Source organism: Nitrospirota bacterium (genome assembly GCA_016207885.1).
Taxonomy (GTDB): Bacteria; Nitrospirota; Thermodesulfovibrionia; order UBA6902; family UBA6902; genus JACQZG01.
The window spans coordinates 123,322-135,890 of the sequence record JACQZE010000008.1 but is presented as its reverse complement, the minus strand read 5'-3'; the positions used below and the strand labels follow the sequence as shown (position 1 = coordinate 135,890).

15 protein-coding genes are annotated in these 12,569 nt (G+C 43.6%); 7 read left to right on the top strand and 8 right to left on the bottom strand.

The window, feature by feature from the left end; translation table 11 throughout:
* The first annotated feature begins 92 nt into the window (after positions 1-92).
* From HY807_07010 to HY807_07000, 3 genes are all read left to right on the top strand, one after another.
* A complete protein-coding gene (locus tag HY807_07010) occupies positions 93-1,151 on the top strand; it encodes an ISNCY family transposase (GenBank protein ID MBI4826157.1) in 1,059 nt (352 codons plus the stop codon).
* A gap of 246 nt (positions 1,152-1,397) precedes the next feature.
* Entirely contained in the window at positions 1,398-1,598 is a 201-nt protein-coding gene (locus HY807_07005; protein MBI4826156.1) for a cold-shock protein, read from the top strand.
* Positions 1,599-1,711: 113 nt separating this feature from the next.
* On the top strand, positions 1,712-2,179 hold the full coding sequence (locus HY807_07000) for a tRNA (cytidine(34)-2'-O)-methyltransferase (GenBank protein MBI4826155.1): 468 nt from the start codon (positions 1,712-1,714) through the stop codon (positions 2,177-2,179).
* 6 nt (positions 2,180-2,185) lie between these two features.
* On the opposite strand, the gene HY807_06995 is transcribed toward HY807_07000, so the two are convergent.
* From HY807_06995 to fabD, 5 genes are all read right to left on the bottom strand, one after another.
* Positions 2,186-2,419 carry a heavy-metal-associated domain-containing protein gene (locus tag HY807_06995; GenBank protein ID MBI4826154.1) on the bottom strand — a complete coding sequence of 78 codons (234 nt, stop codon included), beginning with the start codon at positions 2,417-2,419 and terminating at the stop codon, positions 2,186-2,188.
* 6 nt (positions 2,420-2,425) lie between these two features.
* Positions 2,426-2,839 carry a hypothetical protein gene (locus HY807_06990; protein ID MBI4826153.1) on the bottom strand — a complete coding sequence of 138 codons (414 nt, stop codon included), beginning with the start codon at positions 2,837-2,839 and terminating at the stop codon, positions 2,426-2,428.
* A gap of 9 nt (positions 2,840-2,848) precedes the next feature.
* Positions 2,849-3,085 carry a hypothetical protein gene (locus HY807_06985; protein MBI4826152.1) on the bottom strand — a complete coding sequence of 79 codons (237 nt, stop codon included), beginning with the start codon at positions 3,083-3,085 and terminating at the stop codon, positions 2,849-2,851.
* A 10-nt stretch (positions 3,086-3,095) separates the two neighbouring features.
* On the bottom strand, positions 3,096-3,815 hold the full coding sequence (locus HY807_06980) for a restriction endonuclease (GenBank protein MBI4826151.1): 720 nt from the start codon (positions 3,813-3,815) through the stop codon (positions 3,096-3,098).
* A 73-nt stretch (positions 3,816-3,888) separates the two neighbouring features.
* Positions 3,889-4,815: an ACP S-malonyltransferase gene (fabD, locus tag HY807_06975; protein MBI4826150.1), complete on the bottom strand. Its 927-nt coding sequence runs from the start codon at positions 4,813-4,815 to the stop codon at positions 3,889-3,891.
* A 242-nt stretch (positions 4,816-5,057) separates the two neighbouring features.
* Here fabD and HY807_06970 point away from each other — a divergent pair, with 242 nt between their 5' ends.
* Genes HY807_06970 through HY807_06955 form a run of 4 tightly spaced genes read left to right on the top strand, consistent with a single transcriptional unit; the run spans position 5,058 to position 8,399 of the window.
* On the top strand, positions 5,058-5,909 hold the full coding sequence (locus tag HY807_06970) for a DUF2971 domain-containing protein (protein ID MBI4826149.1): 852 nt from the start codon (positions 5,058-5,060) through the stop codon (positions 5,907-5,909).
* Positions 5,910-5,928: 19 nt separating this feature from the next.
* Complete coding sequence (locus tag HY807_06965) at positions 5,929-6,627, top strand: hypothetical protein (protein MBI4826148.1); 699 nt, start codon at positions 5,929-5,931, stop codon at positions 6,625-6,627.
* 46 nt (positions 6,628-6,673) lie between these two features.
* Positions 6,674-6,841, top strand: coding sequence for a hypothetical protein (locus HY807_06960; protein ID MBI4826147.1), 168 nt, complete (start codon positions 6,674-6,676; stop codon positions 6,839-6,841).
* 31 nt (positions 6,842-6,872) lie between these two features.
* On the top strand, positions 6,873-8,399 hold the full coding sequence (locus HY807_06955) for a phospholipase (GenBank protein ID MBI4826146.1): 1,527 nt from the start codon (positions 6,873-6,875) through the stop codon (positions 8,397-8,399).
* A 170-nt stretch (positions 8,400-8,569) separates the two neighbouring features.
* Here the strand turns inward: HY807_06955 and HY807_06950 are convergent, their stop codons facing one another.
* From HY807_06950 to HY807_06940, 3 genes are all read right to left on the bottom strand, one after another.
* The gene (locus HY807_06950; GenBank protein ID MBI4826145.1) at positions 8,570-8,938 is read right to left on the bottom strand and encodes a DUF86 domain-containing protein; all 369 of its coding nucleotides are present in this window, start codon (positions 8,936-8,938) and stop codon (positions 8,570-8,572) included.
* Positions 8,935-9,234, bottom strand: coding sequence for a nucleotidyltransferase family protein (locus HY807_06945; GenBank protein MBI4826144.1), 300 nt, complete (start codon positions 9,232-9,234; stop codon positions 8,935-8,937). The genes HY807_06950 and HY807_06945 overlap by 4 nt, the downstream gene beginning before the upstream one ends.
* A 99-nt stretch (positions 9,235-9,333) precedes the next feature.
* Positions 9,334-12,567 carry an efflux RND transporter permease subunit gene (locus HY807_06940; protein MBI4826143.1) on the bottom strand — a complete coding sequence of 1,078 codons (3,234 nt, stop codon included), beginning with the start codon at positions 12,565-12,567 and terminating at the stop codon, positions 9,334-9,336.
* Positions 12,568-12,569: the final 2 nt, after the last annotated feature.

Sequence of the window (12,569 nt, the reverse complement as noted above, 5' to 3'; positions counted from 1 at the left end):
TGTCCCGCCAAAATGATAATGTCCTAATTCACCAAAATAGAAATGTCCTAAATTGGAAATGCTAAACTGCCTCTTTTTGATAAGGAGGCAAGGTGGCACGAAAGGACATTATCATTTTGAGTCAGAAAGAGTTAAAGCGGTTACACATAATTCAGAAAGTACTGGATGGAGTCATCAAGCAGGCAGAGGCAGCAGATATGCTTGCATTGAGTGACCGGCAGATAAGAAGGCTTATAAAGAGGGTAAGAATCGAAGGTGACAGAGGAATAGCCCATAAGGCACGAGGTAAGCCCTCCGGCAGGAGATTGCCGGTAAAGATCAAAGACAAGGTGATAGAACTTTACCGGGAGAAGTTAAAAGGCTTTGGGCCGACACTTGCGGCGGAAAAAGTATTTGAGCTGGGAGGAATACAGATAAGCGATGAGACGCTAAGACTGTGGCTTATAGAGAAAGGGGAATGGCAAAAGCATAGGAAAGGCAGGGGACATCGTCAATGGAGAGAGCGGAAGCATTGCATTGGAGAGATGGAGCAGATGGACGGCAGCCATCATGACTGGTTTGAGGGCAGAGGGCCTAAATGTGTTCTTATGGCATATACAGATGACGCAACCAGCAGGGCATATTTCAGGTTTTATGAGTATGAGGGCACAATACCAGCAATGGACAGCTGCCATCGCTATATAAAGAAGTACGGAATACCTGTCAGCATATACTTTGACAGGCACAGCACATACAAATCCACAGCAAAGCCGACAATAGAAGAAGAGGTAAACAGAGAAGAGCCGGTTAGTGAATTTGGTCGGGCGTTGAAAGAACTTGGAGTAAAGCTGATCCATGCCTATTCACCGCAGGCTAAGGGAAGGATAGAGAGATTATTCGGGACGCTACAGGACAGGTTAGTGAAAGAGCTGAGACTCAGAGGCATCAGCACAATAGCGGAAGCCAACAAATTCCTTGACAGCCATTACCTGAGAGAATTCAACCGCAAGTTCAGTGTTAAAGCCTTAAGTCAGGGAAACATGCACAGGCCGATACCCGACGGGCTTAACCTGAAAAAGATACTCTGCATAAGAACAGAGCGTGCGGTAAACACCACCACAGGATCACCCATGGAACAGGACATGCAAAAAAATAGCTGCAAAGACGAATAATCCTCTTTTGGAGGCAATAGTATAAAACCGGACATTTCTATTTTGGTAAGAATAGGACATTTCTAAATTGGCTTGACAGTTGTTAACATGGCATTGACTTATTATCATAGGAATGTTACTGTCAGTACAGAAGTATCAGAAGTTTTTTGGAAGGACGAGACCACAAAGACTTTTAGCTTTGTGGTTTTTTTATTACGCTAACACGGTCTGTTCTGATTCTTTAGTTTATAGTAGGAGGTATTAGAGATGATTAATGGAACAGTAAAGTGGTTCAACGAATCAAAAGGTTTCGGCTTTATCTCAAGAGAAGACGGCAGTGACGTATTTGTTCACTATTCGACTATTCAAGGTGATGGATTCAAGACCCTTGCAGAAGGCGATCCTGTCAGCTTTGAGATCGAAGAAAGCCCGAAAGGCCCTAAGGCAATCAATGTTACAGCACTGTAATTGAAACAAGCCTGAAAGCCCCCCTGTCATGCAGGGGGGCTTTTTTTTATCACCTGAACTGCAATGATAATTAAGATATAATAAACAGCCTGCTTTTTAAAATATAAAACAAAATGCTGAATATTGTACTTTACAGACCTGAGATACCTCCCAATACCGGCGCCATAGCAAGGCAGTGTGTAGGCATGGATGCGCGCCTTCACATCATAAAACCGATCAGTTTTGACATGAGCAGCGGAAAGGCCAAGCGTGCAGGCCTTGACTACTGGGATGACCTTAAGCTTGCCTTTCATGAATCCCCTGATGAATTTCTCCAATGGCTCGGGGACAAAAGCCCATGGCTCATCACAAAGCACGGAAAGCTGAGATATGACAGCCCATGCTATAAAGATGAGGATATCATCATATTCGGCAACGAGACCGGCGGGCTGCCTGAAGAATGGCTGAAGAGATGGCATGACAGAACTGTTCATGTTCCCATAATTGGAAAGGTGAGAAGCTACAATCTGGCCAATACCGTAAGCATAGTTCTTGCAGAAGCAAACCTCAAGGCAGGTATTTATGACGGTGCAATAAAATGAGATCTGCTATGTTTCGGAAACTATCTTAAGGGGGAACCCGAGTTTACGCACAGCGGCATAGACATCTTTCCTGCTGATTACAACGGTGTCATATTTTATGACAACTGAATCATCCGCAAAACTTACTGATACATCAACGATCCCGGGTATTTCAGTCAGTATCCCCTCCATATCACTTGCGCATGAAGTGCAGGTGATCCCGTCAGCCATTAATTTCATTTCTCTTATGCTGTCAGACATAAACGCTCACTTAATATCCTCACCTATCAGATTCTGCCTCACATCAACAAGATGCTTAAAGTAATCCATAAACGCCCTGTAGAGTTTGGCATTGTCATTTTCCAGGCTCTTAAGAAGAGGGTTGCAGAAAAAGAACGTACACCGGAACGGCCGCATCCATCTCACCAGCGAACATCCTGTGGCCGTCATAAAACGGCAGGTACTGTTTTCGTCTCTGCCGCTATGATCCTGAACGAAATCCGCGCCGATAGCCTTCAAAAAGATGATGTCATCGCTGTCATAACGGCCGTGCCTGTCTGCACAGCAGATATTTTTGCAGCCGGGGCAGACAATGGACGTATGTTTCTCTATAAAAGGCGATACAGTATTAAAAGCTTCCCTAAGCTCCTGCGCTATCTCTGTCTTGCTGTCAGCAGACATACTGATGAGTTAGATAAGGCCCTTATCTTCCAGTTCCTTGACCATCTTCTCAAATTCAGCAGGATCCTGGCGCCCCAGGTTCACAACCGCATCATAGGGCTCCATCGTGCCTGCAGGATCGACAGAGGGAAAGTATCTGGCAAAGACCGCATCGAAGAACTTCCTCTTATCAATATCAAAGAAGTTGTCCTCAAGGGAATTACTTATGTTTTGCGCGGTAGACATTATCATTTCAATATTAAGCATAGTAATATTTTTACACTCCTTTTCTGTGTTCATTACAGTAAACTCCGCCTTTAAGCATCATGGAGTTGTCATTACAGAACTGAATATCTTCCGTATTTACCTCATTGCCGCATACCCCGCATTTCTTTGATAAGTATTCATCCATGGACAACACATGTTGAGCTCCGATAAGATCATTACCAACAGTATCAGCTTCAGAGGTTTCTAGCTCAAAAGCAGCCTCTTCCTTGGTATCAAACAGATTCTTTATGAGTTTATCTCTGTCCCATAATACAACACCATTCTCTTCAGCAAACTCCCTGGCCCTGAATGTAAAGTATTTATTTGTAACCATGATAAGTTCATGACACTCATGGAACCTCATGGCATCTAATGATTCCTGTATCGGCTTCCATCCTATCTTGCCTTGATTCCTTACAGCCCGAAACAATACCTTAACGCCATTCTTAACTATAAGCATATTAACTTCATGATCATTATTATGATTTACCCATTCAATTATATATCCAAGCCTGACAACAATATCATTAAGATGACTTATGAAATCGCCTATCTCCCTTGAATCAATATCATTAATGGATGACCCGGATAATTTATGCTCTGTCCACTGATCAAAAAAAAATTTTGCAGCCAATGCAGCAGTAATAACAGGAACTATATACCAAAAATCCAAGGCCAGGTCTGTCAGGGAACGCAAATAGTCTTTAAAATAACCAAACAATATCATCATAAAAACATCTCTCGTAATCGTGCCATATGCTATAGCATACTATGCTTTAACATGGAACACAAAACGTGTATCTTTAAGACAATATGCCTATAGCCTCATCAATTCCCTTTGCATCACCGGCATTCAGCGTCTTTACATCTTTATCGATCCTTTTTATCAGGCCTGTAAGCACGTTTTTGGGGCCAACTTCAAGAATCACATTAACTCCGTTCTTCACCATCAGCAGCACAGTATCTTCCCATAAGAGCGGGCTGTTGAGCTGTCTTACAAGCGAATCTTTGATTTCGGCAGGGGCATTCAGTATCTTTGCATCCGCATTATTAATGAGCGGAACCTTAGGCGCACTGAATTCCAGAGTATTCAACAATTCTGAAAGCCTTTGGGAAGCAGGGCTCATCATCTGGCAATGTGAAGGAACTGAGACCGCAAGCGGCAATGCACGCTTCGCGCCCGCCTCTTTCGCAAGGCTCATCGCCTCCTCAACAGCCGACTTCTCGCCTGCAATAACTACCTGCCCCGGAGAGTTATAGTTTGCAGAGGATACATAACCGCTTTTAACTGAAGCACAAATTCCATCCACTTGCGCCCTCTCAAGCCCGAGGATAGCCGCCATCAGCCCCTTGCCCTCAGGCACCGCCTCCTGCATAAACTGCCCCCTCTTCTCTGTAAGCTTTACTGTTTCTTTAAAAGAGAGAATGCCTGAAGCAGGGAGCGTAGTATATTCACCAAGGCTGTGTCCAGCCATGAAAGCAGGATTAACGCCTTTATTTTTCAAAATAACAAATGCCGCATAACTTGCTGTCAAAAGCGCGGGCTGTGTGCGGAATGTCTTGTTAAGCTCTTCCTCAGGCCCGTTAAAACTCAGGCCGGCTACATCATACCCAAGCGCATCAGATGCTTCTTTATATATAGCCCTCGCCTCTTCAAAATTATCATACAGGTCTTTCCCCATCCCGACAAACTGGGAACCCTGCCCCGGAAATACAATAGCTATCTTCATAGATTCATTTCCTCATATCTGATTTGAGTGAATATAATAGCATAACAGTCGATAACAGCTCAGTAAATTCTACAATGCAGCTTATTAATCACATCACTATATTTTGTTGTTGTTTTTTTATCATTAGACTACTATAATTATTTAAATCAAAAAAATACGAGTGATAGTATTAATTACTAGCTTATATAGGTCAAATAAAGTTGCTTTATAAATACAGGGTTTTTAATAACTATTCGATTTCAATGATCGAGAATGGGACATTATGGGCTGCCATTCCTCATTCGTTCAATGACCCATTTGATTGTAACGCATCCATTTTTAGTGGCATTGCTGGCAATGCGTTGGACAATTTTGAAAAGCAAAACAAAGCAGCCTCATGGATAATAACTCTAAAAAAATCTGTTGATTATGGGTTTCCTTTTTTCGGGATGTCTATGTTTAAAAGAAAAGAGTTACTTAAAAGAGTAGAACAATCCAAGTCATTAGATTACGTTCTGGGATTATTCAAAAAGATTGAAGATAGAGCCCCCGTAAAAATAAAAAGAGTACGTTCAACAGATGTAATACGAGCTATTGAGAAAAAACTATCAGAGATAGGTGTTGTAAGTTTATCGGAAACTGATAAAAATATGCTCATGTGGTCGCATTATTCAGATAACCATAGAGGATATTGCTTAGGCTATGAAATAAATGATGCTGTGTATTGTAAGCCAGTACAATACACAAAGAAATTTCCAGAATTAGATATGGATAGCGTTAAAGCTCAATTTTCATATGCTCTTACAACTTCTCGAAATGATGCAACTACAACAATCTCTGTTGGTATCGATGATAAAAATCTCAAGACAGTCATTTATACAAAGTCTGATGAATGGGCATACGAGCGTGAATGGAGGTATGTCACACAAGCAGGTGGAAAGGAAATACCATATCCGGGCTTATTGCGAGAAGTAATATTCGGACTAAGATGTGATATTGAATATAGGACTAAAATTATTAAAGCAGTCAGAAAAAATACTCCTAATGTGACATTTAAGAAAATAGAAACAAGAAGAAATTCATTTTTGCTTGAGACTGAGTCATTGAAAGCCTAACAAATTAAAGGAGAACGAAATGATATTTAAAGCATCCGATTTAGACCAAGCGAAGTTCCTATCTCTCTCAGAGACGGGGATGGGCTATCAGATTATCGAAGCAAGAAGATATGGCAAGGTAAATAAGGAGAGTTTTGTTGTTTATAACTCCGAATTAATTATTGATTATGACAATCAGTTCTCGGAGTTCAAACGAAAAACAATTACAGAAGGTTATTCAATAATGCTAAATAAAGCCAACAAATTATCAATTGAAACAAGTTCAATTTCTTTAGTCCCACGCAGTAAAATAACTGAATCTCGCTATTTTACTGAAAGTCAAAACAAAGCCAAAAGTAGAGAGTCTGGTGGTAAAGGAGCCGCTGAGAGCTCACAGGAAACCGCTAATGGCAAGGAACTATTCGTGAGGCTATCTGCATACAAAAATGACAAGCGCATTGATTTTGTGAACAATAGACTCCTCCCCGGCACATTCACTACAACCAATTTAGACTATTCACTGTGCGTGCGACTCAGTGATGACCCCATTGATAGATATGCGTTACCAAATGACGAGCAATTAAAGTGGGCATTTAGTATTCAGCCAAAGACAACTGATATTCTTCAAAGAGGCATCGTTCAACCAGCTTTTGGCCGCAATGGTGGCGGAGTTGAAGCTTATTTTAAAAATGGAACTTCAAACAATACTTACTCAGGCACGAAACCCTATGGAAAGTAGTGCCAAAAAAAAGATTCAACTTAAGGAAGAGCATATTCAGTATCTCATGGAACTTCCAGAAAGTGGCATGGGTTTTCAAATTGTTGACATAATGCTAAAAGATGGACAACAACTCAAGAACAGAATAGTATTAAATTCTCAATTGTTGATGCTTGAAGATTACGAAAATATTGACCCACTTTCGATTGATAAAATAGAGCTCATGAAAGAATGACAGCACCCAAAGTGCAAAAAGGAGAACTTAAATGCCAATTAAAAAAGTTGTAGTGTTCGTTCATGGCTGGAGTGTCACCAATACTGACACCTATGGAGGATTACCTATTCGTCTGCGCGAGCAAGCTAATACAGCAGGGATCGATATCCAAGTCGAAGAGATATTCCTCGGCCGATACATTAGTTTCCACGATGAAGTTCGCGTTAGTGATATCTCAAAAGCATTTCGCGCTGCGGTTAAAGATCAACTTTCTGGTATCTTGCAAGCTGGAACCCGTTTCGTGTGTATTACACATTCAACCGGAGGTCCAGTAATTCGCGATTGGTGGCATCGTTACTATGAGACAGTTTCTGAAAACGGAATCTGCCCGATGAGCCACCTTGTCATGTTAGCACCTGCCAACTATGGTTCAGCATTAGCTCAGCTCGGTAAAGGACGTTTAAGCCGATTAAAATTTTGGTTTGGTGGAGTAGAACCTGGTCAGGGAGTACTCGACTGGCTTGAGCTTGGCAGCGCCGAAGCATGGAATCTCAATACCAACTGGATTCGTAGTGGCGAAAGTCAAATTGGGACTGATGGAGTATTCCCATTTGTTCTAACTGGGCAGTACATAGACCGAGCGTTTTATGACAATATTAATGCCTATACTGGCGAGATCGGTTCGGATGGAGTAGTGCGTGTCGCAGCCGCAAACCTCTGTGGCACTTACATTAAACTGGTTCAAGAAGCACCAAGGCCAAAATTGGGCGAGGATGGCGAATTCATAGCAGATGAGTTAAAAGTCGAATTGATTGTTGAGGCACCTAAGACCGCCTTTCGGGTTATAAGTGGTAAATCTCACTCAGGCGAAGAAATGGGTATTATGCGTAGCGTCAATGTAACCTCGAACGATGAGAAAAGCCAGGAAACCTTTGATGCAATCCTCGCATGCATCAAAGTGCAGACGAATGCCCAGTACAAGCAACTGTGCGAACAATTCGCTACTGAAACGGAGAACGTCCAGAAGAGCGAAAGATTGGAAGTCGAGACACGCTTTTTCTTAACTCATCGATATTTCATCCATGACAAGTTCTCAATGATGATCTTTCGAGTGCGTGATAACGAGGATCATCCAGTAACTGATTACGACCTGATCCTCACCGACGGTCCGAATGCTGATCCTAATCATCTCCCTGAAGGTTTTTTTGTTGATCGCCAGCGCAATCATGTTAATCCTGAGACCCTCACCTATTTCTTTAACTACGATGTAATGAAAGGAACAGAAGCAATTTTGGACAAAGACGGTAAAGTGATACGAGAAGCAATGAACGGAGCAGAAACATTGGGATTCAAAATAGTTGCTCGACCCGACAAGGGTTTTGTCCACTATCTCCCTTGTGAGTTCAAAGCAACAAGGGAGATGCTTATGAAAGCACTCCACCGCAACAGCACTACACTCGTAGACATCAGATTACAGCGAGTCGTCCGCAAGAACGTGTTCCGCATTGACGAAATGACGAGCCCAACGATTCCAGTGGACTTCAAGAAGACCCTGCCTGGAAACGAGATCGTTGAATGATGTTTAAAAGAACATGCGATGAGATCAAATCTGTCTATTGATATTTAAAGAATAGAATTACAAAGAAGTTGGATAACAGATTTAAATGATATAGATCTACACCTTAAACTTCCTTCTCTTCCACAGCAGATAAATGGCAGGATAGATGGTCAGTTCAAGTATCTCTGATGTCACGACTTCTCTTCGGTAGTTTCCCCAGCCTTCAGATCATTCAATATCTTCTCTATTAAAAGCTCGATTACAGGGAGATCTTCTTTTACCACTTTCCAGACGATCTTGTAGTTGATCCCAAAATAAAGATGTGTGATCTTATCCCTCATTTTCGCCATATCTGCCCAAGGAAGCTTTTTGTACTTAGACCTGACCTCTCTCGGAATATTCTTGGCAGCCTCTCCTATGTTCTCGACCTTGAATGCGACAGCGCTCCGCGTCTTTTCATCAGAGAGAAATTCCTCAAGGGTCATATCGCCCATAAAAGACTTGATATACTGTATGGCATCAAAGATGTCCTGAATGAAGAAAGCCCACTTTCTGGTCATACGTAGACAACCTCTTTCAGGATGAGGTCTTTGAGTTCAGGGCGGATGCCGCTCTTCATAACAACATCAACATTCTTCCTGAGAAGCCTTTGAAGAAACCGCTCCATCTCGATGAGTTTAAGAAGGCTGGGGATATTTTCTTCATCAAACTCAACAAGGATATCAATATCGCTTCTTTTTTTCTGTTCACCGCGAACGAATGACCCGAAGATACCGATCTCGCTCACCCGGTATTTTTGAATTACTTCATTCTTATGCTCTTTGAGCACCGCTTTGGCTTCATCAATATTTTTCACTGCCTGTTTCATATGTTTATTTTATCAGTTTTAGAATAACTATGTGAAAACTATTTCCGGCAAACCACAACAAATATTATAAGTGGCAGTCAGCTTAATTTACCCCTTAAACTTTCTTCTCTTCCACAGCAGATAAATGGCAGGATAGATGGTCAGTTCAAGTATCTCTGATGTCACGACACCGCCGATCATCGGGGCGGCGATCCTCTTCATGATATCAGACCCGGCGCCGTGGCTGAACATGATCGGTATAAGCCCGGCAAGGATCACGAAGACGGTCATGAGCTTTGGCCTTATCCTCTTTACTGCGCCGTGCATGATGGAGTCCTTAAGGTCTTCAATGTTATTCATCCTGCCTTCTTTCTTCCACTGCTCGTATGACAGGTCAAGATACAGGAGCATGACCACGCCGGTCTCAGCGTCCAAACCCGCAAGCGCTATAATGCCGACCCAGACTGCTATGCTCATATTGTAATTAAGAAAATAAAGGAACCAGAAGGAACCTACCAGCGAGAACGGAACAGCGAGCATCACTATCATCGTCTTTATCCATGATTTTGTATTCATGTAGAGCAGCACTAATATGATAAGCAGAGTAAGAGGAATGACCATAGTGAGCCTCTCGTGCATCTTGACTATGTATTCATATTCTCCGCTCCACTCAAGCCTGTATCCTTCAGGAAGTTTAACCGCCTCTGCAACCTTCTGCTTTGCCTCCTCAACATAACCTCCGACATCACGCCCGGAGAAATCAATATAGACATAAGATGCAAGAAGCCCCTCCTCGCTTTTAATACCTGTCGGGCCTTTTATGATCTCTATGTCTGCGATCACTCCAAGCGGGATCTGTAAAATTTGCGAGCCGCTCATAGCTGACTGTTTACCGCTATCCGCTGACTGCCGGCTGTTCATTACCGGTATAAGTATCCTCTTTATCTTATCAACATCATTTCTCAGTTCACGCATATACCTGACATTGACAGGGTAACGCTCTCTGCCTTCAACAGTGGTTGTAAGATTCATCCCGCCAAGCGCGCTCGCAAGCAGGTCATTTACATCATCCATTGACAATCCGTAGCGTGCAATCTCTTCACGTTTAGGTTTAATGTCCAGGAAATATCCTGTTGTTAATCTCTCCGCGTAAGCGCTCCGTGTGCCTGAAATATTCTTTACCGCATTCTCAACATCAAGCCCGATCTTTTCTATCATCTCTATATTCGGCCCGAGTACCTTCACCCCCACAGGTGTTCTTATGCCTGTTGCGAGCATATCTATCCTCGCCTTGATAGGCATAGTGAAGGAGTTCGCTACTCCGGGAATAGTGAGCGCATCATTCATCTCGTTCTTCAGCCCTTCAACGGTCATGCCCGGCCGCCATTGAGACTCAGGCTTTAGATTAATTACCGTCTCAAACATCTCAAGCGGCGCCGGGTCTGTGGCTGTCTCAGCGCGGCCCGCTTTTCCGAAAACCTGATCCACTTCAGGAATGGACTTAAGCATCTTGTCCTGCATTGTAAGAAGCTTTGAGACCTCAGAGATGGAAGCTCCCGGCACAGTCACGGGCATATAGAAGAGAGAGCCTTCATATAGCGGCGGCATGAATTCGTTTCCGAGCTTGAGCGAAGGCACAGGCGTAATGCCGAACATCGGCAGTATGAATATTCCGCCTGTAAGAAGTACGATTATCAGTGAAACAACAATAATGCTCTTGCTGAACCTCAGGGAGAATGCCACCCTCGGCCTGTATAGCTTGCCAAGGAAATGCACAATGGGATTCTTTTCCTCAGGCCTTATCTTCCCTTTTATAAAAAGAGTCATAAGGACAGGAGTAAGCGTGATCGCAAGGAAAGAGGCGAACAACATTGCAAAGGTCTTGGTATACGCAAGGGGCTTAAAAAGCCTGCCTGCCTGTTCCTGAAGTGTGAATACAGGAAGGAAGCCCACTGTGATTACGAGCAGTGAAAAGAATAACGACGGCCCGACCTCTTTTGCAGCTTCGATGATCACATCTACGCGACCCCCCTGAAGTCCCCCCTTGGTAAGGGGAGATTTAGAGGGGTCATGTTCCCACTCTTCCAATTTCTTATGCGCATTCTCAACCATGATGATCGAGGCGTCAACCATTGCTCCGATCGCGATAGCGATACCGCCGAGGCTCATGATATTCGACGTCACGCCAAGGTAATGCATGCAGATAAAAGAGATAATGATAGCAAGCGGCAGCGTTAAGATGACCACTAACGCGCTCGGCAGATGGAAAAGGAATATGATACAGACCGCGCTTACTGCTATAGAAAGTTTTATGATCTCCTCTTTCAGTGTGTCAATAGAGCGGTGTATAAGGTCAGTTCTGTCGTAAGTGGTTACTATCTTCACGCCTTTGGGAAGGCTCGGCTGTATATCCTTTGCGATCTTATCTTTTACGCGATCTATAACGCTCAGTACATTCTCGCCGAAACGCACCACTACAATGCCGCCTGCAACCTCACCCTTTCCGTCAAGGTCGGCAAGCCCTCTCCGTATCTCCGGGCCGAGCTGAACGGTTGCAATGTCGCGAAGAAAGACCGGCGTTCCGATACCATTGGTGCCTACAGCTATGTTCTGCAGATCAGAAATATCTTTGATATATCCCCGTCCTCTGACCATGTATTCGATGCCTGAGAACTCCAGCACCCTGCCCTCAACATCCTTATTGCTCCTGCGGATGGCTTCCATCACATTCATCAGAGGGACGTTATATGCGAGGAGCCTGTTGGGATCAATGTTGACCTGATACTGTTTTACAAACCCGCCGATGCTCGCAACCTGCGACACGCCCTGAACGCTTTCGAGCGAGAGTTTGATATTGTAATCCTGCATGGAGCGGAGCTGCGACAGGTCATGCGTCTTTGTCTCATCCACAAGCGCGTAACTGAAACCCCACCCGAGGCTTGTGGCATCAGGCCCCAATACAGGATTTACATCCTGAGGGAGTTTATTCTTTACTGACTGAATATATTCAAGTATGCGGCTTCTCGCCCAGTAGATATCAGTCCCTTCTTCAAATATTACATAGATAAAAGAGCTGCCCAGGAATGAGAAGCCACGCACCACCTGAACCTTTGGCGTTGCAAGAAGCGTGGATGTTATAGGATAGGTTATCTGGTCTTCAACAAGGTCAGGGCTCCTGCCGGGCCATTCCGTATACACGATGACCTGTGTATCGCTCAGATCCGGTATGGCGTCAAGCGGCGTATTCTTCAGTGCCCAGTATCCCCACACGCAGAGAAAGGCCACTATCAGGAAGATGATGAACTTGTTCCTCGCGCTGTATTCGATTATTTTTGCGATCATTG